Raw genomic sequence first — 22,806 nt, 5'->3', positions numbered from 1 at the left:
GCCACGGCTCCGTGCGCTTCACGCTCTCAAAACCGCGCCGACCATGGCCACCAATTTCTTTCAGCAGCAGGATTCGGCACGGCGCAAGACCTTCCAGCTGGTGGTCTATTTCGTCCTCGCGATCCTGATTCTGATCGCCCTCGTGTACGGTCTGTTGGTGGCGTTCAGCATGTATGGCGCGCACGAGCCAGTGTCCTGGTGGCAACCTGACATGCTCCTGCTCGCGGCGCCGGCGGTGGGCATCCTGGTCGGCGGTGCCAGCGCGCTCAAGGTGGCCCAGCTCGCTTCCGGCGGGCAGGCGGTCGCCTTGATGTTGGGCGGTAAGGAGGTGCCCGGCACAACCACCGACGCGCGGCAGAAGCGGCTGCTCAACGTCGTCGAGGAGATGGCCCTCGCTGCGGGAGTGCCGGTGCCCCCCGTATATGTTCTGCCGGACACCGGCATCAATGCCTTCGCGGCCGGCTACGCCCCGGGCGATGCTGTGGTCGCCGTCTCCCAGGGCTGCCTCGACTACTTGACCCGTGACGAGCTGCAGGGCGTGGTGGCGCACGAGTTCAGCCACATCCTCAACGGCGACATGCGGCTCAACATCCGGCTGATCGGCCTGATCTTTGGGATCATGGCGTTGTCCATCATCGGCCGCAGCCTCATGTTCGCGTCCCGCGGACGCTCGTCGGGAAGACAGGATTCCCGCGGCGGCATGGTGCTACTGGGACTGGGCGTGTTTGTGCTGGGACTGGTGGGAGCGTTCTTCGGTCGGCTGATCATGGCAGCGGTGTCCCGGCAGCGCGAGTACCTGGCCGACGCTAGCGCCGTCCAATTCACGCGCAACCCCGACGGGATTGGCGGGGCGCTCAAGAAGATCGGCGGGCTGGCCGAGGGGTCGCGCATCGACACCCCCCGGGCCGCCGAGGCTGGTCACATGTTTTTCGCCAACGCTTTCGCCGGCGAGGGGCTCGCCGGACTGCTGGCCACCCACCCGCCCCTCGTCGAGCGCATCCGCCGGCTCCATCCCCAGTTCGACGGCCAGTTCCCGGAAGTGCGACCGGTCGATGTCGATCGGGAACAACTCAAGGGCACCCGCCCCAGCCGCGTCCCGCCGTTCGCCGGGGTGCCCACGTTACCGGGGCTGCCGCAGGTGCCGGTGCCGGTATTGGGCTTCGCCGCCGATGCGGCGTCCCGCGTCGGCCACATTGATCCACAAGTGATTGACTACGCCCACGAGCTGCACGACAGCATGCCCGGGGTGCTCCGGGTCGCCGCACAGGAGCCGTTCAGTGCTCGCGCCCTGGTCTATGCTCTTCTCATGGACCCGCGGGCGGACCTGCGGGAACTCCAGCTGACCCAGCTGAAGGCCGACGCTGAGCCCCAGGACTTCGCGGAAGCCTTGCGGCTGGTTGTCCCTGTCCAGGTACTGCCGGACACGCATCGGTTGCCGCTGCTGGACCTGACCTTGCCAGCCCTGCGGCAGATGTCGCCGCGCCAGCACCGGGCTTTCCGCGCCCAGGTCGAGATGCTAGTGATCGCCGACCAGCGGCTGAGCCTGTTCGAGTACACGCTCCGCTGTGTGCTGCATCGCCATCTCGACGCCCAGTTCCTGCCGCAGCGTCAGACGCGTCCAATGCACAGTTCGCCGCAAAAACTGGCGCAGCCGGTGGCGACGGTGTTAGCGCTGTTGGCCTGGGAAGACCAGCCGGAACCCGACCAGGCCGCCCGGGCTTTCGATACCGGCATGCGCGGCTACATTGGCGGCGACCACACCCACCGCTTGCCGCCCCGCGAGAAATGCACCCTCGCAGGGTTCGACGCGGCCCTGCAAACGCTCGATCAATCCATCCCGGCCATCAAGCAGCGGATTGTCGCCGCCTGCGCGGGCTGCATCGTGGCGAACCAGCAGGTCACCGTCCGTGAAGCGGAGCTGCTCCGCGCCATTTGCGATACGCTCGACTGCCCGCTACCGCCGCTCGTCGCGAGCGAATCGGACAGACGATGAACGACATTGCATGCAGGGCTTTGTCGCGGCAAGAAACGCAGAACAACTGCAATCGCTATGCCGCTGGATCGAAGAACCGGGGGTTACACCCCCTGCTCCGGTTTTCTGATCGCGGATGACCCTGCCTGACCGGCGGCTGCGCCGGTGACCGACGCGGCCGTCGCGCTCGGCACGATGTGCAATTCACGAGTGCGCAACGGCAGCGAACATTGCGCGTCGGTCAGTGTTTGACGCACCCGACGCGCGAGTTCCCAGCGCATGGTCCAGAACATGTCCGTGTTCGACCAGACGCGGATATTCAGCACCGCCGTGCTGTCGTCGAAGCGGATGACCATCACCTGCGGCGCGGGATCGCGGAGCGCACGCGGGTCGGCGGCGGCGAGCGTGCGCAGCGCCTCAAGCGCGCGATCCACATCGTCACCGATCGAGATCTCCACTTCGAGATCGAGCCGGCGCATCGGATTACGGCTGAAGTTGCGAATCGAATTGCTCCACAACGCGCTGTTCGGCACGTATTCGCAGATGCCGTCGGGTTTGGTGAGACGCGTCGTGAACAGATTGACTTCGTCGACCGTGCCCGCGACACTGCCGGCTCCGCCCTCGATATAGTCGCCGACCTTGAACGGCCGCAACACTAGCAGCATGATGCCGGCCGCGATGTTCTGCATCGTGCCTTGCAGCGCGAGACCGACCGCAAGACCGGCTGCGCCAAGCACGGCAATGATGCTGGCCGTCTGGATGCCTAACTGCGACAGCGCACCGACGATCGCGACAATGCGAATGCCCCACAGGCCGATGTCGCAGAGGATCGGTCGCAGCGTGGCGTCCATGCGTGATTGACGCGCAAGAAGCCGGCTCAGCGACATCGAAGCGCGGCGCGCGACCCACCATCCGATCACCAGTATGCCCGCAGCGGCGCCTAGACGAATCGAGAACGCGGTGAGCATATCCAGCAAGAAAGCCCACCTGTCCGAACTGATTTCGACGAGAAGATTCTCCATGTGTCTTGACGATCCCTATATTGGACAGCGGGTAGATTGCCGCGCGCGCATCGACGGTATATGTGGACGAACTCGAGTGGCTTTCGGGGATTTAACCAGATAACTTCCGTTTTGGGCATTTTCAGCGGTTAAAGCTGCGTGTTTTTTCTGAGCCTGTTATCCAGATCGCTTCTGTCGTAACGGCAGCCGCCCGGGCTGGCGGCTGCCCGCCCCGAGTTCCGTGAACGGCCCCGCCGGCGTGACTTTGAGGAGACGGAAACGATGTCCTCACGCCCCGTTCGAGCTTCTCTGCAGGCGTTTCGATAACCACTCAAGATACCCACAGAAACTGGGCACAAGCCTGTGGACAACAGGCTCATGACTCGCTCAACTCATTGAGCGCATTGGTTTTCACTCACATGCTTCCGATAGGTCGGCTGCGTCGCGGCCACACGCGTGTCGGACGAGCCGCCGTCGCCGCAGCGGCGCTCTCGCTCACATTCATCGTGCGCGACGCGCTGCACGTACCGATTGAAGGATCGGTCGCGCTCTTTCTCGCTGGCGCGGCGCTGCACCTGTTCGCCACCACTTCGATGGGCATTTTCATGGCCACGCTCGAGCGCAGCATGCCGCAGTTCGCCCAGAACGTCATGCTCGCCGCGCCCACCACGCATTTCGTCGAGCTCGGCCAGGCCCTACTCTTTCGTGGCGTGGGCATCGCCGTGGTCTGGCAACCGTTCCGCTGGCTCGCGGAGATAAGAGGTCACGCAGCGCATGAATGAGCGCCTGCTACGCCGCGCCGAGGTCGAGCAGCGTATTGGCCTGACCGGATCGACGATCTATCTGAAGATCGCGCAAGGCAAGTTCCCCAAACCCATCAAGGTCGGCGTGGCGGCGGTGCGCTGGCGTGAAAGCGAGGTCAATCAATGGATCGCAGATTGTGCGGCAGGCACATTGCAGCACGACTCGGACGCAGGCAAGGCGCAGATAAAGCCGCCAAGGAAGGCGAAGCGCCAGCGATCCGAGACCTGATCGCAGGACATCCACCCGACCCGCATCGCGCGGGTCTTTTTTGCCTGCGCGCTGCGCTCGATCAGATCGCAGTCACAGTTCCGATGTTTGTTAAATCACGTCAAAGTATTGATAGTGCATAGCATCCCCGTTGCAAATGCTTACGTAGCCGGGTAAAAAAAATTGTCCGTTCGTAGCGCATACCTTATTAAAAATGAGGTCGTAACCATGCAGCGCTCATTAAACCATTCAAGGAACAATTCAAGATGCCAATTCCTGCACATATGTGGCTGAAAGATGATGGCGGCGCAGACATCAAAGGCTCGTCAACCGTTCAGGATCGCGAGGGAAGCATTGAAATTATCGGCTTCAGCCACGGCGTGAATCTGCCGGTCGATGCGGCTAACGGCAAGATCACCGGCGCGCGTGCGCACTCGCCGATTGCGTTCGAAAAGGAGTTCGATGCGGCGACGCCTTATCTTTACAAGGCCGTGGCGAAGGGGCAAACGCTGCAGTCCGCCGAGATCAAGTGGTATCGCATCAACAATGCAGGCAAAGAGGAAGTCTATTTCGTGATGACGATCGAAGGTGTGAAGGTGTGTGGCATCAACCCCGGCATGGCTAATACCAGGCTGGCGCAGGCATCCGCACTCAATCACGTTGAAGCGGTCTCCATGATGTACGACCGCATCACGTGGCATTACCTTGATGGCAATATCAAATACACCGATTCGTGGAATGAGCGCGGATAAGCGGGAGTGACAATGGCCTATCAGGGTAAATTTTTGGTGAATAACGAGCAGTTTTCACCGCTCACAATTTTCGGTGTCGGCACGTTCGACGCGTATTCTGGAAACGATCAATACCGCAATCGCGGTGGCTGCACGGCTGTGCCAAGTAACGGTCCGATCCCTGCCGGAAAATACTGGATCGTAGACCGGCCCACTGGCGGTATCGGGTCTCAAGCTTGGGCTTCGATAAAGGACACAGTTAATTCAGCGATTGGGAGTGCGGTACATCATCGCGAATGGTTCGCACTGTATCGGGATGATGGACTCGTTGACGACGTGACATGGATTGATGGTGTCAAGCGCGGACAATTCCGGTTGCATCCGGCAGGTGGCGAAGGTATTTCACTCGGCTGTATTACGCTTCCGAGCCGCACGGATTTTCTGAGAATCCGTAACGCGCTGCTGCACACCATCACCATTCCTGCCGGCAATTCGGGGCTTCGCGCCTACGGAACAATTGAGGTCATCGCGTATGGCAACACTTGTCCGTAGGCTGTTCAAGGTGGCGCTATTTGTCGGCCTGTTCTGCCTTTCCGTGCCCTACGTCCACACATACCCTATACCGATGCCGGAAAGGCAGGCGCTTGCGTGGTTACACGCTGCAAATCGGCTTGGCATTCGCGACCCGGATGATTTATACATCCCGGTCATGCTGCTGGCTGATCTGCTTGTGGCGACGCTTGCCTATGTGGTGATCATCAGGCTATGGCGGTACTGTCGCGGCAAAGAGCCACATTGAGAGAAGCATAGGGCGCGCGATTAACAGCTACCAGGCATCGAAGGCTAGACTCATAATCAATCAATATTTGCGAATGGAGTCAGCCATGAATGAGGTCCGGGCGATTTCGGTGTTCGTCCGTGCAGCAACGCTCGGCAGCTTCCGTCGGGCAGCCGCGGACCTGGGCATCTCGCCGCAGGCCGCGAGCCACGCGGTCATGCAGCTCGAAAAGTCGCTTGGCGTCCGGCTGTTTCATCGGACAACGCGAAAGTTGAGTCTGACCGAAGAGGGGCAAAGACTATTGCAAGGTGTCGAGCCAGCGCTCGCCATGTTGTCGTCCGCGATTGACGATGCTCGCCGTTCGGGAGAGGAAGTTGCGGGGCCCCTACGGATAAGCGCTCCGACGGCGCTCGGGCGAACGGCACTCTGGCCATCGATCCTTGAGTTTGCGGCGCTATACCCTGACGTGCAGATCGATATTCGCTTCGACGATCATTTCACGGACCTCGTCGGCGATCGCGCCGACGTCGGCTTCCGCGGCGGGTCCCCGCCTTCCGAGGGGGCGATTGCCAGGCGACTGCTACCGATTCAGTTGATCGTATGCGCGTCGCCAGCCTATCTCGAACGGTACGGCACGCCGAAAACCGTGGACGAGCTCGATGCGCATCGTTGTTCTGGATACCGGCGTGCGAACACGGGCAAGCAGGCGCCGTGGGAATTTATGGTGGGCGGGGAGATTGTGTATCGGGAGATGGCTGCTTCGGTCTGTTCGAACGATATCGACGCTGAAACCGAAGCGGTACTGGCCGGCGTGGCAATTGGGCAGCTTGGAAGCTTCTCGGCCGTCTCACACATCCGGGCTGGACGGCTCGTGCCTTTGCTCACTCAGCATTTGACCCAGCGCGAGTCGATTTACGTCTACTACCGTCGCCGGACGGAACAACCGCTCCGCGTGAGAACCTTCATCGACTTCATCGTTGCGCGCCTCGCGGACAACAGTCAATTTTTCCTCACAGCAGAGGAGTTGGTTACTTCGACGAGCAGAAGCGGCCGCGCCAGGAGCAGACGAAGTGCCGCGTAGGGGTGTCTGTTGCGGCAAGCGTAGCCAGCCGTGGTAAATCATGCGCCAAACGCAGACAAGGCTTCGTAGCGGGACAAGGGCGTGGCGAACGAGCCGTTTCCGCCTGTACATCAATGATCGTGTAACAATCCCTCCAACGACCGCGAGACGCCAGCGAGCGTCGAGCCGCCAGACGCGCACGTCAGCCCGGGAGCATCAGATGAAGCCCATACGTAATGCCGACTCTGCTTCAGGAGAGTGGTACATCGACACTGCATGCATCAATTGCGGTGCATCTCGTCACGTCGCGCCTGGGCTGATTGTCGAGCGCAACGACAAGAGTGTCTTCGTTCGGCAGCCGGCCACACCGGAAGAGCAGCTTGATGCCTGGCGTGCGGTGCTCGTATGCCCTACGGCGTCGGTACGCAGCGAAACGAAACAGCCTCGTCCGAACGCAGCGATCTTTCCGCAGCAGATCACATCGGGCGTGTGGCGCTGTGGATTCAACGCACGGTCGTCGTTTGGCGCACATTCTTATTTTGCCGCGCGTCCGGAAGGCAATCTGCTCATCGACTCCCCGCGCTATGCGGCGGAACTCGTGAAATGGTTTGACGGCGCTGGCGGTATTGCGCACATTCTGCTGTCGCATCGTGACGACGTCGCAGACGCGGACAAATACGCGCGTCAATTCGGCGCGCGCGTCTGGATTCACCGCGAGGACGTGTCGGCCGCCCCGTATGCGACGGATCTGCTCGACGACGGTTCAGCACTGAACATTGCGGCCGGCGTGCGCGCGATCCCTGTGCCCGGGCACACTCGGGGTAGCGTCGTGTACCAGCTCGATGATCGCGTGCTGTTCTCGGGGGATTCGCTTGCCTGGAGCCCACGCCAGCAGGACCTCGTCGCGTTCAGGGACGCGTGCTGGTACTCGTGGACAGCGCTCACCGAATCGCTCAGCAAGTTGGCCGCGTATCGCTTCGAATGGCTGCTTCCTGGTCACGGTTGGCACGCGCATTTGCAGGCTGCGGAAATGAATGCCCGCTTGCTCGCATTGGTTGCACGCATGCGAAAGGACTGAATTCGCTGTTTTTCGCTAAACGAAGTCGTCAACGATCTGGAGCGCGGGGTCGAATGACTCTTCCTGGGTCGCTTGCCGCCTCCAGAGTCCGCAAGAGCCGGGCTCTATAGCCGCTCGATCAGGCGTCGGTCTCCCTGCTCGCAGTATTCATGACACGCCGCACGTGCCGCGTTCGCTGCGCCGTGCACGAAAAGCGGCGCATCCGCGCGTCGGGACATCGACACCACGATGGACGGCGGCGAGGGCTGCAGCGGCAGTTCGACCACCTCGCCTCGCGCGATCAGATCATCGACGAACAGACGCGGAATTGCCGCCACGCCAAAGCCATCGCGCACGAGTTGCACGATCACCGAAATCGATGGCGAACCCGTAATGCGCGTATCCGCGAGCGGCACGCCGTTGGCGAGTGCGAGCTTGCTGACGATGTCCTCCAGCGCGCGATGAGGCGCCGTCCCGCGCCCGAATGTGAGGATCGGATGACGCAGCACGCGTTTCGCGAGTCCGCTGCGCGAAGGCGGTAGCAGCCCCGCGCGCGCGATCCAGTGCACCGGATAGTTCGCGAGCGCATCGCAGACGATCGATTCCTCGTCGCTGCCTTCCACGCGAACGATGAGATCGAGTTCGCCCGTCATCAGACGCCGCTGCAGCACCACGCTCACGTCCACCGCAAGCTCCACTTCGAGCTGCGGATAGTCCTTCGAGAGCCGCCGCAGATAGTCGGCAAGCCAGCTATGCACGACCGTCTCGATCACGCCGAGTCGCAACTTGCCGCGCATCGCGCCTTCATGTGACGCGGCGGCCTGCAACTGGCGCGTCGCCTCGACCACGGCCTTCGCGTAGCCGAGCAGATATTCGCCGTTCGGCGTGAGCCGAAATTCGCGGCTCTCGCGATCGACGAGCACGGTATGCAATTCGTCTTCCAGTGCCTTCAGGCGCTGCGAGATCGCCGCCGGCGTGGCGTGAAGCGCGGCCGCCGTCGTGCGGAAACTGCGCAGCTTGGCAAGCGTGACGAAGGTTTCGAGGAAGCGCGTATTCATCAGTCAAAGGTGGGCAATACAACGGGAGCAACCGCTCCAAAAATCTCAACGTGACTCGGGAAAACCCGCGATTCCGTTAAGAAATTCTATTCACCTGGCGCAAAGAAAACTAGCTGGCGTCAAATTTTCTTCTTTTCTATGCTTCGCCTGACGGTAGGCAAGACGCGTCGCCCACCGCAGACAATCCGATGCAACCGCCAGAGCACGCTAACACCATGACTCCATCCGAATTCCGCCAGGCCGTCCGTCACCGCGACTTCCGTGGCCCGACGGCCGGCCATTGCGGCGACTACGCGCAGGCCAATCTCGCGATCCTGCCCGCTGCGCACGCGCACGATTTCCTGCGCTTTTGCCATGCGAATCCGAAGCCATGTCCGCTGCTCGGCGTGGGCGAGCCTGGCGAGTTCCGCGTGCCGATGCTCGGGCGCGACATCGACATCCGCACCGACGTGCCCGCGTACAACGTCTATCGCGACGGCAACCTGAGCGAGCGCGTCGAATCGATCGAAGCGCTCTGGCAGGACGATTTCGTTGTATTTGCAATTGGCTGTTCGTTCTCGTTCGAGCACATGCTCGCGAAGGAAGGCATCGGCCTGCGCCACGTCGAAGAAGGCCGCAACGTGCCGATGTACCGCACCAGCATCCCCAACCAGCGGGCGGGCGTGTTCGGCGGCGAACTCGTCGTGTCGATGCGGCCGCTGCGCGGCGCCGACGCGATCCGTGCCGTGCAGATCACGAGCCGCTTTCCGGGCGTGCATGGCGCGCCCGTGCATATTGGCGATCCAGCGGAACTCGGCATCGTCGATCTCGCGCGCCCCGAGTTCGGCGACCCGGTGACGATCCGCGCGGGCGAACTGCCTGTCTACTGGGCTTGCGGCGTGACGCCGCAAACGGCACTGATGGCCGCGAAGCTGCCGCTCGCGGTTGCGCACGCGCCCGGCCACATGCTGATGACGGATATCACCAACGCGTCGCTGGCTATTTTCTGACCGTCCCGGCGGCGCGCGGCGCCGTCGTGCAACAAGCGATTCACAGCACCTTGAAGCCATCGGGCCGCGCGGCCCTGAGGGAATGACGCATCCCTACGTTCGTGCGTGGCTTCGATCGTTTCCCATGCGTCTATCCACAGGAGCAGCAGATGGACAGCAAGACACTCACGGCGAGCGTCGACGATGCCGCCGACATGAAGTCAGGAACGGGAAGCCCGCAGCTTTCCTGGTATGCCGAAGCCGGTCCGCACGCGCGTCGCGCGTTCTGGAGCTGCAAGGTCGGCTACATGCTCGACGGCATGGACACGCAGATGCTTTCCTTCGTCATCCCGACGCTCGTCGCTACCTGGGGCATCTCGCTCGCGGACGCCGGCTTCATCGGCACGTTGACGCTGCTGTCCTCTGCGCTCGGCGGCTGGATTGCCGGCATTCTTTCCGATCGCATCGGCCGTGTGCGCACGTTGCAGATCACCGTCTTGTGGTTCGCCGTGTTCACCGGCCTATGCGGCCTCGCGCAGAACTATGGCCAGTTGCTCGCGGCTCGCGCGTTGATGGGCTTCGGCTTCGGCGGCGAGTGGACGGCGGGCGCGGTGCTGATCGGCGAGGTGATCCGCGCGCGCGACCGCGGCAAGGCGGTCGGTCTCGTGCAGTCGGGCTGGGCGCTCGGCTGGGGCATGGCGGCCCTGCTCTACGCGGTGCTGTTCTCCGTGTTGGCGCCTGAAATCGCGTGGCGCGCATTGTTCCTGATCGGACTCGTGCCTGCCCTGCTCGTGCTCGCGATCCGCCGCTATGTGAAGGAACCTGAAGTATTCGAACAGGCCAGGGTTCAGCAGTACGACACTCAAGACACGCCGCGCTTCACTGAGATCTTCTCTCCCAGGCTGCTTTCGACGACGCTGCGCGCCGCACTGCTTACGACGGGCGCACAGGGCGGCTACTACGCGATCACGACGTGGCTGCCGACTTTCCTCAAGACCGAACGTCATCTCACGGTGATGGGCACGGGCGGCTATCTGGCGACGATCATCGTGGGCTCGTACGCGGGCTATCTGTGCAGCGCATGGCTCACGGACCGCATCGGCCGCAAGCCGAACTTCATTTTGTTCGCGCTGGGCTCCATGGCGATTGCCTTCGCGTATACCTCGTTGCCGCTCACGAATACATCGATGCTGTGGCTCGGCTTTCCGCTCGGCTTTTTCGCGTCGGGCATTTTTTCCGGCATGGGCGCGTTTCTCACCGAACTGTTTCCGACCCGTGTGCGCGGCTCGGGTCAGGGATTTTGCTACAACGTCGGCCGCGCGATCGGGGCGCTGTTTCCGGTGCTGATCGGCGTGCTGTCGAGCCGCTTCGGCCTGGGCACGAGCATCGGGATTTTCGCCGTGGCCGCGTATGGCGTACTGATCATCGCCGCGCTTACGCTGCCCGAGACGCGCGGTCGCGAACTCGAATCGGCCTGATTTTCATTTTGCGCACACCACTACCACTTTCGCATCACGACCACGACACCATGAAGCACGATCACGCCTCCGATGTTTGCACGCCGTCCCGCTGGCAGTTCTGGATCGACCGCGGCGGCACGTTCACCGATATCGTCGCGCGCCGCCCGGATGGCACGCTCACCACGCACAAGCTGCTTTCCGAACACCCGGAGCAGTATCGCGATGCGGCTGTCGCCGGGATTCGCCATGTGCTTGGCCTGCGAGCCGGAGAACCGATTACGTCGCGCGACGTCGAGATGGTCAAAATGGGCACGACGGTCGCGACCAACGCGCTGCTCGAACGCAAGGGCGAGCCCGTAGCGCTCGTCACTACACGCGGCTTCCGCGACGTGTTGCGGATCGCGTATCAGAACCGCCCCCGCCTGTTCGATCTCGACATCGCGTTGCCGGAAGCGCTCTATGAGAGCGTGGTGGAAATCGACGAACGCGTGAGCGCGCAAGGCGAAGTGGTCGCGACGCTCGATCACGCGGCAGCGGAGCGCGCACTGCGCGAGGTCTACCACAAGGGCATCCGCGCGCTCGCAATCGTGCTGATCCACGGTTATCGCCACACGTCGCATGAAAGCGAGCTTGCGGATCTGGCGCGCCGAATCGGCTTCACGCAGATCTCGGTTTCCCACGAAGTCTCGCCGCTGATGAAGATGGTCTCGCGCGGCGATACGACCGTGGTGGATGCCTATCTGTCGCCCATCCTGCGCCGATATGTGGATCAGGTCGCCAGCGAAATGCCGGGCGTGAACCTGCAGTTCATGCAAAGCAGCGGCGGACTGACACGCGCCGATGTATTTCAGGGCAAAGATGCGATTCTCTCCGGCCCGGCGGGCGGTATCGTCGGCATGGTGCGCGCGGCACAGGCAGCGGGCTTCGAGCGCGTGATCGGCTTCGACATGGGCGGCACGTCGACGGACGTCTCGCACTTCAACGGCGAGTTCGAGCGCGTATTCGAAACGCAGGTGGCAGGCGTGCGGATGCGCGCGCCGATGATGAGCATCCATACCGTGGCGGCAGGTGGCGGCTCGGTGCTCGGCTTCGACGGCGCCCGGCTGCGTGTCGGCCCCGACTCGGCGGGCGCCAATCCGGGTCCGGCGGCGTACCGGCGCGGCGGCCCGCTCGCGGTCACCGACTGCAACGTGATGCTCGGCAAGATTCAGCCCGACTATTTTCCGCGCGTCTTCGGTCCGAACGCGAACGAGTCGCTCGATCGCGAGGTCGTCGCTGAACGCTTTCGGGCACTCGCCGATGAAATCTTCGCGGCTACGGGTCAGCGTCGCACACCAGAAGAGCTCGCTGAAGGTTTCCTGGAGATCGCCATTGGCAGCATGGCTAACGCGATCAAGAAAATTTCAGTGCAACGCGGCCACGACGTCTCGCAGTATGTGCTGACGACTTTCGGCGGCGCGGGCGGCCAGCATGCGTGCGGTGTGGCCGACGCGCTCGGCATGACGCGGGTGTTCGCGCATCCGCTTGCCGGTGTGCTCTCCGCTTACGGCATGGGCCTCGCGGATCAGACGGCGATGCGCGAGCGAGCGCTCGAAATCCCGCTCGACGACTCATCGCTTGCGACGCTGGAAGCCGCGCTCGATGCGCTCGCGGCCGATGCAACCGGCGCACTGCTCGAACAGGGCGTGGACGCCGCGCGTATCACGACTGAGCGACGTGTCCATCTGCGCTATCAGGGCACCGATTCATCGCTCGCAGTGCCAGCGGGCAGCGTCGATGCGATGCGCGCCGCTTTCGAAGCTGCGTATCGTCAACGCTATGCGTTCCTGATGGCAGATACGCCGCTCATCGCGGAACTCGCTTGCGTCGAAACGATCGGCCATTCCGACGCGCCAGTCGATGCCGGCAGCCTGCCGCAGCGCGCGGCAGGCGACGCGCCCCATGCGCAGTCGGTTGTGCGCATGTATTCGAGCGGTAGCTGGCACGACGCATCGCTCTACCAGCGCGAAACGCTGTGCGCAGGCGACACGCTCGATGGCCCGGCGATCATCGCCGAAAAGAACGGCACGACCGTGGTCGAGCCGGGATGGCAGGCGGTGCTGACCGTTCAAGGCAACGTGGTGATGACCCGCGTGCAACCGCTGCCCACGCGCCGCTCGATCGGCACCGAGGCCGACCCCGTGCGCCTCGAAATATTCAATAATCTGTTCATGTCGATTGCCGAGCAGATGGGATTGCGTCTGCAAAACACGGCGTATTCGGTGAACATCAAGGAGCGCCTCGACTTCTCGTGCGCGATCTTCGATGCTGCGGGCAATCTGATTGCGAACGCGCCGCACATGCCCGTGCATCTGGGATCGATGGGCGAGAGCATCAAGACCGTCATCGAGCGAAATCGCGGCGCGATGCGCGACGGCGATGTGTTCATGCTCAACGACCCGTACCACGGCGGCACACATTTGCCCGACGTGACCGTCATCACGCCCGTGTTCGCAGACGGTTCGGCCGAGCCGCTCTTCTACGTCGGCTCGCGCGGCCACCATGCGGATATCGGCGGAATCACACCCGGTTCGATGCCAGCCGCTTCGTCGCATATCGAAGAAGAAGGCGTATTGGTCGATAACTGGCAGCTTGTTTCAGCGGGCGTGCTGCGCGACGCCGAAACACGCGCGCTGCTCGCATCGGGCCGCTATCCGGCACGCAACGTCGCACAGAACATGGCCGATCTGCGCGCGCAGATCGCAGCGAACCAGAAGGGCGTGGACGAGCTGCGCCGCATGGTCGCGCAATTCGGCCGCGACGTGGTCCTCGCCTTCATGCAGCACGTGCAGGACAATGCCGAAGAAGCGGTGCGCCGCGTAATCGGCGCCCTCAAGGACGGCGCGTACCGTTATGAACTCGATAACGGCGCGGTGATCGACGTCGCGATTCGCGTCGATGCTGCGACGCGCAGCGCGACCGTGGACTTCAGCGGAACGTCCGTGCAACTGCCGAACAACTTCAACGCGCCGAAGGCGGTCTGCATGGCAGCCGTGCTGTACGTGTTCCGCACGCTCGTCGGCGACGACATCCCGCTCAACGCGGGTTGCCTGAAGCCCCTCTCGGTGATCGTCCCGGACGGCTCGATGCTCAATCCGGTTTATCCGGCAGCGGTGGTCTCGGGCAACGTGGAGACATCGTCCGCGATTACGAATGCGCTCTATGGTGCGCTGGGCATCGTCGCGTCCAGTCAGGGCACGATGAACAACTTCACGTTCGGCGACGCGCGCTACCAGTACTACGAGACGATCGCAGGCGGCAGCGGCGCGGGCGATGGCTTCTGCGGCGTCGACGCGGTACAGACGCACATGACCAACTCGCGCCTGACCGATCCCGAAGTGCTCGAATGGCGCTATCCCGTGCGGCTCGAGTCGCACCTGATCCGCGCGGAGTCGGGCGGCGCGGGCCGCTGGCGCGGCGGTAACGGCGCGATCCGGCGCATCCGCTTTCTCGCGCCGATGACCGCGTCGATTCTCTCGAACAACCGCATTCACGCGCCTTTCGGCGCGGCAGGTGGACGCGCGGGAAGGCGGGGCAGCAATCGCGTCGAGCGCGCGGACGGCGAGATCGTCGCATTGGGCCATATCGCGAGCGTCGAGATGGCCGCGGGCGACGTGTTCGTGGTGGAAACGCCGGGTGGCGGGGGTTTCGGGGAAGCGTAACGCTTCATGGACTGCGGATGTTCAATGCCAGACAGCGGCGTCGGCTCGCGTCTCACTCGAACCGGCGCCATGTTTTTACGCCATCACGCGTCGACGATCACTTCGAAACCGCCATAGATTAGCCGCTGACCGTCAAAAGGCATTGGATCTTTTCCCGGTTGCAGCCGTTGGTCAGCCATCACCGCTTTCATCCCTTCGTCTCGCGACTGACGCGACGGCCAGACAACCCAGGAGAACACCACCGTCTCATCATCCTTGCGCTTGATCGCCATTGGGAACGACGTTACCTTGCCCTCTGGCACGTCATCTCCCCAGCACTCGACCACCTTCAACGCACCGTACTCCTTGAAGACGGCCGCCGCTCTTTCGGCGAACTGCCTGTAAATTTCGCGGTTGGCCGTAGGTACGGGGACAACAAATCCATCGATGTAATTCATTTGCAATCTCCTTGTTTACACACGCACAGTAGGCGCCGGTTGGCAGCGCATCGCAACACGGCCGCCCATACGCACGACGAGCGGGGAGTCAAAAAATCGACAATAGTCGCGTCCCTTTGCTCTGATAGCCTGCGGCTCTTCGAGGCATGGCGGCGGCCTGCTTGCTTAAGCGGTTGCCCGATGCCGAGCAGGTTGCCCACGCTATCTTGGAACCAGGCAGCTCTTTCGCCTACCCCACTGCAACGCGTCCAGCTCACCTCCATCGGCCCTCGCTTCATCTGAATGCGCTGCCCGATTCTGGCGAAGCAACGAAATGCCCCGGCGTCACGCCGACCGCGCGCCGAAAGTGTCGGCCAAGGTGACTTTGATCGAAAAATCCGACTTCGGCAGCGACCTCACAGGGCGGGACGCCGTCACGCAATAGCCGTTTAGCGTGCTGAATTCGCACCAGACACACATAGCGATGAGGCGAAATACCCACCTCTTTGCGAAACAGGGTGGCGAAGCGCGAAACACTCAACCCGGCGGTGGCGGCAAGCGTCGCGAGGCTGACGGGCTGCGCGAACGAACTCTCGATAAAAGCCACGGCCCGCCTGATCGCGCGCGACATCGCCACGGTCCTATCGCCTGCGTAGTCGTAGAAGACTCCGGTCATGTTCTATCCCCTCGCGCTACGTTTTCGTAGCGGCATCAGACCCGCACCGTGCCGGACTGCGCGAGCACGCTCGCCGCAGCAGCACCGTCGGGCGGCCCGCTCTGGTATCGCTCCAGTTCCGCTTCGCTGCGATGGCACAGCACCTGCGCGCCGCTCGCGAGCGTGCGCACGCTCGGCGACGTGCGATTGCAGACACCGTCGATGCGCATTGAGCATCGCGCGAGAAATGTGCAAAGCTCCGGCTCATGAGTCGACTCACCGATCGGCGGCAACGTCTGATGACAACGCTCGCCCGCTTCTTCGAGCCAGCCGGCGCGAAGCTCCGGCGCCGACGACACGAGCAGATGCGAATACGGGTGATATGGCGGCGCCGACAACGCGTCGCGGTTGCCCGTCTCGACGCGGTGCCCCGCGTACAGCACGACGATGTCGTCGCTGATCGCACGCACCTTGGCGATGTCGTGCGTGATGAACAGATATGACACGCCGAGCTTCTTTTGCAGATCGCGCAACAGCTCGAGAATCGCAGCGCCGACCACCGTATCGAGCGCGGACGTGACTTCGTCGCACAGGATCAACTTGGGTTCGGCGGCCAGCGCCCGCGCGAGATTCACGCGCTGTTTCTGCCCGCCCGACAGCTCTCCGGTGCGCCGCTGCGCCAGCTCGGCAGGCAGGCGCACCAGGCCGAGCAGTTCGGCGACGCGGCGCCGCGCGGCCTCGCCCTTCATGCCGTGATAGAACTTCAGTGGACGCGCCAGCGTGCGCTCGACGGTGTGCGTCGGATTAAGCGCGGTGTCGGCGTTCTGGAACACGATCTGGATACAGCGAAACTGTTCGCGGCTGCGGCGGCTGAGGTTGGCGGCGAGCGGCTCACCGTCGAGCAGCAGATTGCCGCGCGCCATCGGCACGAGCCCGGCGATCACCTTCGCGAGCGTCGTCTTGCCCGAACCGGATTCGCCGATCACGCCTACCGTCTGACCACGATCGATCACGAGGTCCACGTCGCGCAGAATGACCTTGTGCGGCCAGCCCTTCGCGTCGGTGCGGCCGTAGCCGGCCGTCAGACCGCGCAGTTCGAGCAGCGGCGTGTTCGGCTGGGCTGCGTCGGGAGCCGCCGAGGTGCAGGCAGCCGGGGCGACGGGCGTCACGGCAGCAATCAGGCTTTGCGTATACGGGTGCGCCGGCGCATGCAGAATCTGTTCAGTGCGGCCCGTTTCGCGGATTTCACCATTGCTTAGCACGACGATGCGATCCGCCATCTGCGCGACCACCGCCAGATCGTGCGATACGTAGACGGCCGTCATTCCGCATTGGCGGATCACGCTGCGAAACGCTTGTAGCACGTCGATCTGCGTGGTGACGTCGAGCGCCGTGGTCGGTTCATCGAGGATCACGAGTTCGGGGTCGGTGATCAGCGCCATCGCCGCCATCAGCCGCTGCAACTGGCCGCCCGACACCTGGTGCGGGTAGCGCCGGCCGATCGTCTCCGGCTCCGGCAGCGCGAGCGCGCGGAACAGTTCGACCGCTTTGGCCCGCGCGGCGCGCTTGCTGAGCGTGCCGTGAATCAGCGCGCTTTCGATCACCTGGTCCATGATCGCGCGCGCCGGGTTGAACGCAGCGGCCGCGCTTTGCGCGATGTAGGCAACCTTGCGGCCACGCAATCCCGCGAGCGCTTTCGGCGAGAGCCCGAGCACGTCGGTGTCGCCCACCCGGATCGCGCCGCCCGCGATGCGGCAGCCGCTGCGTGCATGGCCCATCAGCGACAGTGCGATCGTGGTCTTGCCCGAGCCCGATTCGCCGATCAATGCGAGCACCTCGCCGCGCGCAATTTCGAAGTCGATGTCATGCACGATCGTCGTATCCGGCTCGCCGGGCCGGCTTCCGACCACGCGCAGGCCCCGTACCTCGACCAGATTCGACGGGGGTAGCGGCGCGGTCCTCGAGATGGCCTCAAAGGCCGCGTGAGCACGTCTGAAAAAGGGTGCCTTCATCAGTGACCTCCATCGGCATCAGGCATGCCCTTGCGGCGGCCATGATGCGGCAGTCCGTCGATCAGCAGGTTCACGCCGACCGTGAGGATCGCGATTGCGATCGCGGGCAGGATCACGACCGGCACGCCTTCACCGAGGCCGGCGATGTTCTCGCGTACCAGCGAACCGAGATCGGCATACGGCGGCTGCACGCCGAGACCGAGAAAGCTCAGGCTGCTCAATAGCAGCACGACGAAAGTGAAGCGCAGTCCGGTGTCGGCGAGGATCGGATGAATCATGTTCGGCAGCATCTCGAGGCACGCGATGTAGAGCGCGCTTTCGCCGCGCGCCCGCGCGACCTGCACGTATTCGAGCGTGCCGATATTGACCGCCAGCGAGCGGGCGATCCGGTACGAGCCCGGCATATAGCTGATCGCCGCGGTCACGATCAGCAACGGCAGTGACGAGCCGAACGCGGCGACGATCATCAGCGCGAACATCTTCGACGGGATCGACGTCACCGCATCGAGCAGCCGGCTCATGGTTTCGTCGATCCCGCGGCCGGCCACGGCCGCGAGCAGTCCCAGCATGGTCCCCGTGAGCGCCGCGAGCAGCGCCGCCGCCAGCGCGAGCACGACCGTCAGGCGCATCCCGTAGATGATGCGGGTCAACATGTCGCGACCCAGGTAGTCGGAGCCGAGCGGCAGCTTCGCGCTGAAGCCCGCGAATACGTCAGGCGTGACGATCGCGCCGACCGAATGCGGCGCGAGCCACGATGCGAACGCCGCGACGAACAACGCGCAACTGACCATCGCCAGGCCGATCCAGCCGCCAGTCGACAGGTTCATGCGTTGCGCGAGGCTGCGACGGCGCACCGGTCGAGGCGCCGGGCCTCCGCCGCCGCCCCAGGACCGCGCGGGATCGGCGCCCTGCGGAATCATGCTGCTGCGTTGCACCGGTTCGAGCGCACCGAGCCGGTGAGGCGCATCGGAAGAAGGTCGAAGAATCGTCATGTCCGCAGCCTCGGGTTCGAGATGATGGCGCACAGGTCGGCTAGCAGCACGAGCAGCAGATAGCCGAGGCAGAACAGCAGCGTGCAGGCCTGTACGAGCGGGAAGTCGCGGTTGCTCACCGCGTCGACCATCAGGCTGGCGAGGCCCGGGTAGTTGAAGATGGTCTCGACGACGATCACGCCGCCAAGCAGATAAGACAGGCTCAGCGCGATTGCATTGGCGATCGGGCCGATCGCATTCGGGAGTGCGTGGCGCAGTACGATGCGGGCGGGGCTCGCGCCCTTGAGCATCGCCATTTCCACATACGAAGAACTGAGTTGCTCGATCACCGCGGCGCGTGTCATGCGGGCCATCTGCGCGATCACGACCGCGCACAGCGTGACGACCGGCATCGCATACGCGCGCAGAAAGTCGTGCAGGCTCTCGATCTCACCGCTGTACGACAGCGCTGACAGCCAGTGCAGCTTGACGGCCAGCACCAGCACCGCCAGCGTCGCGATCAGGAACTCGGGCGTGGCGACCAGCGACAGCGTACCGAGGCTCACGATCCGATCGATCAGCGAGTCGCGCTTGACTGCCGCGAGAATGCCCGCCGACACCGCGATCGGCACCGACACCCCGGTGGTGATCGCCGCGAGGGTCAGCGACTTCGGCAGGCGCCCTTCGATCATTTCGGACACCGGCAGATTGCTCGACAGCGACACGCCAAAGTTCGCGTGCAGCAGACCGACGAGCCAATGGAAGTACCGCAGGTATGCCGGCTGGTCGAGGCCGAACTGCAGCCGCAGCGCCGCGACCGTATCCGCCGTCGCCGACTGGCCGAGTGCGGCCTGCGCGGCATCGCCCGGCAACAGGTTGGTGATCACGAAGATGATGATCGAGACAATCAGCAGCGTCAGCGCAGTGACGGCGACGCGCCGGCCGATCAACTGGGCGATATTCCCGTTCATGGGCATGAGCTCCTCGGTTAGGCTGCGCGACACGGCGAGTCATACATGAGCCGTGCCGCTCGGGCGCGCTGCGGCTGCCTGCCGCGAGCGGCGCGGCGGGGGCCACCCGCCGCGTCCGGGCGCTTCAGCGGGTCACGCGTTCCACCACACGTACTCGGCGAAGTTGAAGCCCATCATCGCGCCGGTAGGCACGGGCTGGAGCCCTTGCAAGTGCTTGTCGTTCGCATCGAGCAGGCTCAGGAAGGTCGGGATGCCAATGCCGCCCTGCTCCGATACCAGCACCTGCATGTCGCCGTACATCTGCTTGCGTTTCGCATCGTCGGTTTCCGAGCGCGCCGCGGCCAGCAACTGGTCGAACTTCGGGTTGTTCCAGCCCGACTCGTTCCACGGGGCGTCGGACTTGAAGAACTGTGTGAACAGCACATCGGCGCTCGAGCGCGGATTGATGTTGCCGAACCCGAGCGGATGCTTCATCCAGTGCGTCGACCAGTAACCATCCGCCGGCACGCGGTTGATGTCCAGGTTCACGCCGATCTTCGCGGCGGACTGCTGCAGCAGCACGCCCATCTCGATCGAGCCGTTCGCATCGGTGGTCGCATAGATCGGCGGCAGCGTCGTACCGATTGCTCCGGCTTTCTGGAAGTGGAACTTCGCCTTGTCCGGATCGTGCGGGCGCTGCGGCAGCGACGCATTGAAGTAGCGGTGTCCGGGCGGAATCGGCTGATCGTTGCCGATCACCGCATAACCGCGAAATACCGCCGAGCGGATCTGGTCACGGTCGAACAGATACTTCATGCCCTGCACGAAATCGGGGTTGCCCGTCAGCGGGTTGTCGCGGCGCATGATCAGATCGGTATAAAGGCCCGACCTGGTCTCGCGCACCTCGTAGCCCGGCGTCGCGGCAATGCGCTGCGTCGCGCGCGGATCGACGGAATTGATCAGGTGAACATCGCCGGACAGCAGCGCATTCACCCGTGCCGCGTTATCGCCGATACCGATCAGCTCGATCTGGTCGAGGTAAGGGCCGCCGCCGGTCTTCCAGAAACTGTCGTTACGGATCCCGACGGTCGAAACGCCGGGCTTGAACGTCTTCAGCTTGTACGGGCCGGTGCCGACGGCCGTCGTGAAGTCCGTCGTGCCGTCCTTGATGATCACGAATTGCGGCGTGGCAAGAATCACGGGCAGGTCCGCGTTGGCGGACGCGAGCGTCAGCGTGACTTCATTGGGACCGGTCTGCTTCGCCTCCACGAACTGATCGGCCAGCGTCTTCACCTTCGACGCCGTTGCCGGATTCTTGTGACGCATCAGCGAGTAGACGACATCGGCGGGCGCGAGTGGCTTGCCGTCGTGGAACGTTACGCCTTTGCGCAGTTTGATCACCCACACTTTCGCGTCGCTGGTGTCGATCGATTCGGCGAGATTCATCCTCGGCGTCAGCGACGAATCGAGCTGCGTCAGGCTGCTATAGAACATGAAGAAGCGGATGTAATCGGAGCCCGCCGAACCCTTGGCCGGGTCGAGCGTATCCGCGGTCGAGGATGCGTCGTAGGCCACCCGGATCTTGCCGCCTTTCTTCGGCGTGGGTGCCGCGAATGCCGGGCGAGCCCCCGCCAGCAGACCTCCCGCGCCGGTGGCAAGGATGCCGCCGGCGGCCAGCAAACGCATCATGTCACGGCGGCTGAAGCCGCCCGTTTTGATTGGGTCGTCGTACATGCAACTGCTCCTCACTCGTGATTGAACGCGGGGTATCCAGCATTGGTGTTCGACGCCGCTCCGCGTGCTGGTCGCGGCGCGGTGGCATTGCATGAATCGATTTAAGCACTGCAAAAAATGGCGTTGATCGCGTATCGGTGGATTCGACCATTCGAAAACATGGTTTTGAGTGGTCAAAACAGCATGATTTGCCGCTCCTGGCATTGACCCTGATGTTCTGGACAGGACGCCCCCCCACGATGAGAAGTTCGTACTAGTCAATCACCGGGCAACGTGCAACAGTCGCGGCACGGCCGACTATTCACGGAGCGCCCCGTGTCCGATCCAACGCCTCACGCACGTTTCACCTACAGACGCCTGACAGCCGACGACATCCCTGCCGCTCAACGCCTGTCCGCCGCGATCGGCTGGCCGCATCGCCGTGAAGATTGGCGGTTCTCGGCGCGCACCGGGATCGGCTTCGTCGCCGAGACGGCGGGCGCGCTGGTCGGCACCGTGGTCTGCTGGAAGTTCGGCGCGGATCAGGCGACGCTGGGCATGCTGATCGTCGCGCCGGAGCATCGCGGCGTGGGTATCGGCCGCACGTTGCTCGCGCACGCGCTCGACGAGCTTGGCAAGCGTGACATCACGCTCTATGCGACCGAGGCTGGCCAGCCGTTGTGCGACGCGCTCGGCTTCGAGCGCTGCGGCGCGCTCGACCAGATGCAGGGTGCGGCGTTCCGGCCGCCGCTCGTTGCGCTGCCCGCCAACGAGCGGCTGCGCCCGCTCGGGGCGAGCGACACGCAGCAACTCGTCGCGCTCGAATCACGCGCTAGCGGCCTCGATCGCAGCCACGTACTGCCGCCGCTGCTCGATCTGGCCGACGGTATCGCACTCGATCGCGACGGCGAACTACTCGGCTTCTCGCTGTTCCGCCGCTTCGGACGCGGCTTCGTGATCGGCCCCGTCGTCGCCAGCGCGTTTCCCGACGCCGTGCGGGCCAAGGCGCTGATCAGCCATTGGCTCGCGCTGAACGAAGGCGCGCTGGTGCGCATCGACGTGCCGCACGGACACGGCCTGCGCGAGTGGCTAACCGGCCTCGGTCTCGCACGCTCGGAGACGGTCGTGAAGATGCGCCGGCTTGCATCCGCGCCAGCCGATGGCGAGTCGAGCCGCGCCGACCCAAGGCTGCATCAGTATGCGGTGATCGCGCAGTCGCTCACCTGAGCCAGGTGAAGCCACGCTGAACCTGAACCCGCTGCACCGCGGCGCATCTCTCTTCCACACGCAAA

General features: G+C 63.7%; 19 protein-coding genes and 1 pseudogene. 12 read left to right on the top strand and 8 right to left on the bottom strand.

Features of this window, described 5'->3' with window-relative positions; translation table 11 throughout:
• The first annotated feature begins 43 nt into the window (after positions 1-43).
• Positions 44-1,993: a M48 family metallopeptidase gene (locus HDG33_RS21535; RefSeq protein ID WP_184033088.1), complete on the top strand. Its 1,950-nt coding sequence runs from the start codon at positions 44-46 to the stop codon at positions 1,991-1,993.
• A gap of 83 nt (positions 1,994-2,076) precedes the next feature.
• On the opposite strand, the gene HDG33_RS21530 is transcribed toward HDG33_RS21535, so the two are convergent.
• Positions 2,077-2,994, bottom strand: a complete 918-nt coding sequence (locus tag HDG33_RS21530) for a mechanosensitive ion channel family protein (RefSeq protein WP_184033086.1) — start codon at positions 2,992-2,994, stop codon at positions 2,077-2,079.
• Positions 2,995-3,431: 437 nt separating this feature from the next.
• Here HDG33_RS21530 and HDG33_RS21525 point away from each other — a divergent pair.
• From HDG33_RS21525 to HDG33_RS21495, 7 genes and pseudogenes are all read left to right on the top strand, one after another.
• Positions 3,432-3,755: pseudogene (locus HDG33_RS21525) on the top strand (hypothetical protein); the annotation flags it as partial.
• The gene (locus HDG33_RS38375) at positions 3,748-4,005 is read left to right on the top strand and encodes an AlpA family transcriptional regulator (protein ID WP_184033077.1); all 258 of its coding nucleotides are present in this window, start codon (positions 3,748-3,750) and stop codon (positions 4,003-4,005) included. The pseudogene HDG33_RS21525 and the gene HDG33_RS38375, both read left to right, overlap by 8 nt.
• Positions 4,006-4,250: 245 nt before the next feature.
• Positions 4,251-4,736: a type VI secretion system tube protein TssD gene (locus HDG33_RS21515; protein WP_184033076.1), complete on the top strand. Its 486-nt coding sequence runs from the start codon at positions 4,251-4,253 to the stop codon at positions 4,734-4,736.
• Between the two features lie 12 nt (positions 4,737-4,748).
• On the top strand, positions 4,749-5,267 hold the full coding sequence (locus HDG33_RS21510) for a DUF2778 domain-containing protein (protein ID WP_184033074.1): 519 nt from the start codon (positions 4,749-4,751) through the stop codon (positions 5,265-5,267).
• Positions 5,248-5,514, top strand: coding sequence for a hypothetical protein (locus tag HDG33_RS21505; protein WP_184033072.1), 267 nt, complete (start codon positions 5,248-5,250; stop codon positions 5,512-5,514). The genes HDG33_RS21510 and HDG33_RS21505 overlap by 20 nt, the downstream gene beginning before the upstream one ends.
• 85 nt (positions 5,515-5,599) lie before the next feature.
• Complete coding sequence (locus HDG33_RS21500) at positions 5,600-6,574, top strand: LysR family transcriptional regulator (RefSeq protein WP_184033070.1); 975 nt, start codon at positions 5,600-5,602, stop codon at positions 6,572-6,574.
• 199 nt (positions 6,575-6,773) lie between these two features.
• The gene (locus HDG33_RS21495) at positions 6,774-7,631 is read left to right on the top strand and encodes an MBL fold metallo-hydrolase (protein ID WP_184033068.1); all 858 of its coding nucleotides are present in this window, start codon (positions 6,774-6,776) and stop codon (positions 7,629-7,631) included.
• 104 nt (positions 7,632-7,735) lie between these two features.
• Here the strand turns inward: HDG33_RS21495 and HDG33_RS21490 are convergent, their stop codons facing one another.
• Positions 7,736-8,668: a LysR family transcriptional regulator gene (locus HDG33_RS21490; protein ID WP_184033066.1), complete on the bottom strand. Its 933-nt coding sequence runs from the start codon at positions 8,666-8,668 to the stop codon at positions 7,736-7,738.
• A 188-nt stretch (positions 8,669-8,856) separates the two neighbouring features.
• Between HDG33_RS21490 and HDG33_RS21485 the strand changes: the two genes are divergently transcribed.
• The 3 genes from HDG33_RS21485 (at position 8,857) to HDG33_RS21475 (ending at position 14,797) form a co-directional block, all read left to right on the top strand.
• The gene (locus HDG33_RS21485) at positions 8,857-9,657 is read left to right on the top strand and encodes a putative hydro-lyase (protein ID WP_260330548.1); all 801 of its coding nucleotides are present in this window, start codon (positions 8,857-8,859) and stop codon (positions 9,655-9,657) included.
• A gap of 149 nt (positions 9,658-9,806) precedes the next feature.
• Positions 9,807-11,114, top strand: coding sequence for an MFS transporter (locus HDG33_RS21480; protein WP_184033064.1), 1,308 nt, complete (start codon positions 9,807-9,809; stop codon positions 11,112-11,114).
• Between the two features lie 50 nt (positions 11,115-11,164).
• Entirely contained in the window at positions 11,165-14,797 is a 3,633-nt protein-coding gene (locus tag HDG33_RS21475; protein ID WP_184033062.1) for a hydantoinase B/oxoprolinase family protein, read from the top strand.
• An 83-nt stretch (positions 14,798-14,880) separates the two neighbouring features.
• Here the strand turns inward: HDG33_RS21475 and HDG33_RS21470 are convergent, their stop codons facing one another.
• The 6 genes from HDG33_RS21470 to HDG33_RS21445 all read right to left on the bottom strand — a co-directional run bounded on the left by HDG33_RS21470 (position 14,881) and on the right by HDG33_RS21445 (position 21,535).
• Positions 14,881-15,234 carry a DUF1428 domain-containing protein gene (locus HDG33_RS21470; RefSeq protein WP_184033060.1) on the bottom strand — a complete coding sequence of 118 codons (354 nt, stop codon included), beginning with the start codon at positions 15,232-15,234 and terminating at the stop codon, positions 14,881-14,883.
• Positions 15,235-15,508: 274 nt separating this feature from the next.
• Positions 15,509-15,889 (bottom strand): helix-turn-helix domain-containing protein, encoded by a 381-nt coding sequence (locus HDG33_RS21465; RefSeq protein WP_184033058.1) that lies wholly within the window; start codon positions 15,887-15,889, stop codon positions 15,509-15,511.
• A gap of 35 nt (positions 15,890-15,924) precedes the next feature.
• Positions 15,925-17,880 (bottom strand): ABC transporter ATP-binding protein, encoded by a 1,956-nt coding sequence (locus HDG33_RS21460; protein WP_260330547.1) that lies wholly within the window; start codon positions 17,878-17,880, stop codon positions 15,925-15,927.
• The gene (locus tag HDG33_RS21455) at positions 17,880-18,872 is read right to left on the bottom strand and encodes an ABC transporter permease (RefSeq protein WP_184033056.1); all 993 of its coding nucleotides are present in this window, start codon (positions 18,870-18,872) and stop codon (positions 17,880-17,882) included. The genes HDG33_RS21460 and HDG33_RS21455 overlap by 1 nt, the downstream gene beginning before the upstream one ends.
• Positions 18,869-19,822: an ABC transporter permease gene (locus HDG33_RS21450; protein ID WP_090811123.1), complete on the bottom strand. Its 954-nt coding sequence runs from the start codon at positions 19,820-19,822 to the stop codon at positions 18,869-18,871. The genes HDG33_RS21455 and HDG33_RS21450 overlap by 4 nt, the downstream gene beginning before the upstream one ends.
• A gap of 132 nt (positions 19,823-19,954) precedes the next feature.
• Positions 19,955-21,535, bottom strand: coding sequence for an ABC transporter substrate-binding protein (locus HDG33_RS21445; RefSeq protein ID WP_184033053.1), 1,581 nt, complete (start codon positions 21,533-21,535; stop codon positions 19,955-19,957).
• Positions 21,536-21,850: 315 nt separating this feature from the next.
• Between HDG33_RS21445 and HDG33_RS21440 the strand changes: the two genes are divergently transcribed.
• On the top strand, positions 21,851-22,741 hold the full coding sequence (locus HDG33_RS21440; protein ID WP_184033051.1) for a GNAT family N-acetyltransferase: 891 nt from the start codon (positions 21,851-21,853) through the stop codon (positions 22,739-22,741).
• The last annotated feature ends 65 nt before the right edge of the window (positions 22,742-22,806 follow it).

The organism is Paraburkholderia sp. Cpub6 (assembly GCF_014201065.1).
Taxonomy (GTDB): domain Bacteria; phylum Pseudomonadota; class Gammaproteobacteria; order Burkholderiales; family Burkholderiaceae; genus Paraburkholderia; species Paraburkholderia tuberum.
The sequence above is the reverse complement of the archived record's forward strand: the minus strand, read 5'-3'. Positions and strand labels throughout refer to the sequence as shown.

Coding starts and splice junctions, on each gene's coding strand:
- HDG33_RS21450 (WP_090811123.1), bottom strand. CDS start 19,822: ATGAACGGGAATATCGCCCAGTTGATCGGCCGGCGCGTCGCCGTCACT.
- HDG33_RS21455 (WP_184033056.1), bottom strand. CDS start 18,872: ATGACGATTCTTCGACCTTCTTCCGATGCGCCTCACCGGCTCGGTGCG.
- HDG33_RS21500 (WP_184033070.1), top strand. CDS start 5,600: ATGAATGAGGTCCGGGCGATTTCGGTGTTCGTCCGTGCAGCAACGCTC.
- HDG33_RS21535 (WP_184033088.1), top strand. CDS start 44: ATGGCCACCAATTTCTTTCAGCAGCAGGATTCGGCACGGCGCAAGACC.
- HDG33_RS21510 (WP_184033074.1), top strand. CDS start 4,749: ATGGCCTATCAGGGTAAATTTTTGGTGAATAACGAGCAGTTTTCACCG.
- HDG33_RS21485 (WP_260330548.1), top strand. CDS start 8,857: ATGCAACCGCCAGAGCACGCTAACACCATGACTCCATCCGAATTCCGC.
- HDG33_RS21495 (WP_184033068.1), top strand. CDS start 6,774: ATGAAGCCCATACGTAATGCCGACTCTGCTTCAGGAGAGTGGTACATC.
- HDG33_RS21480 (WP_184033064.1), top strand. CDS start 9,807: ATGGACAGCAAGACACTCACGGCGAGCGTCGACGATGCCGCCGACATG.
- HDG33_RS21530 (WP_184033086.1), bottom strand. CDS start 2,994: ATGGAGAATCTTCTCGTCGAAATCAGTTCGGACAGGTGGGCTTTCTTG.
- HDG33_RS21515 (WP_184033076.1), top strand. CDS start 4,251: ATGCCAATTCCTGCACATATGTGGCTGAAAGATGATGGCGGCGCAGAC.
- HDG33_RS21470 (WP_184033060.1), bottom strand. CDS start 15,234: ATGAATTACATCGATGGATTTGTTGTCCCCGTACCTACGGCCAACCGC.
- HDG33_RS38375 (WP_184033077.1), top strand. CDS start 3,748: ATGAATGAGCGCCTGCTACGCCGCGCCGAGGTCGAGCAGCGTATTGGC.
- HDG33_RS21490 (WP_184033066.1), bottom strand. CDS start 8,668: ATGAATACGCGCTTCCTCGAAACCTTCGTCACGCTTGCCAAGCTGCGC.
- HDG33_RS21445 (WP_184033053.1), bottom strand. CDS start 21,535: ATGTACGACGACCCAATCAAAACGGGCGGCTTCAGCCGCCGTGACATG.
- HDG33_RS21505 (WP_184033072.1), top strand. CDS start 5,248: ATGGCAACACTTGTCCGTAGGCTGTTCAAGGTGGCGCTATTTGTCGGC.
- HDG33_RS21465 (WP_184033058.1), bottom strand. CDS start 15,889: ATGACCGGAGTCTTCTACGACTACGCAGGCGATAGGACCGTGGCGATG.
- HDG33_RS21475 (WP_184033062.1), top strand. CDS start 11,165: ATGAAGCACGATCACGCCTCCGATGTTTGCACGCCGTCCCGCTGGCAG.
- HDG33_RS21460 (WP_260330547.1), bottom strand. CDS start 17,880: ATGAAGGCACCCTTTTTCAGACGTGCTCACGCGGCCTTTGAGGCCATC.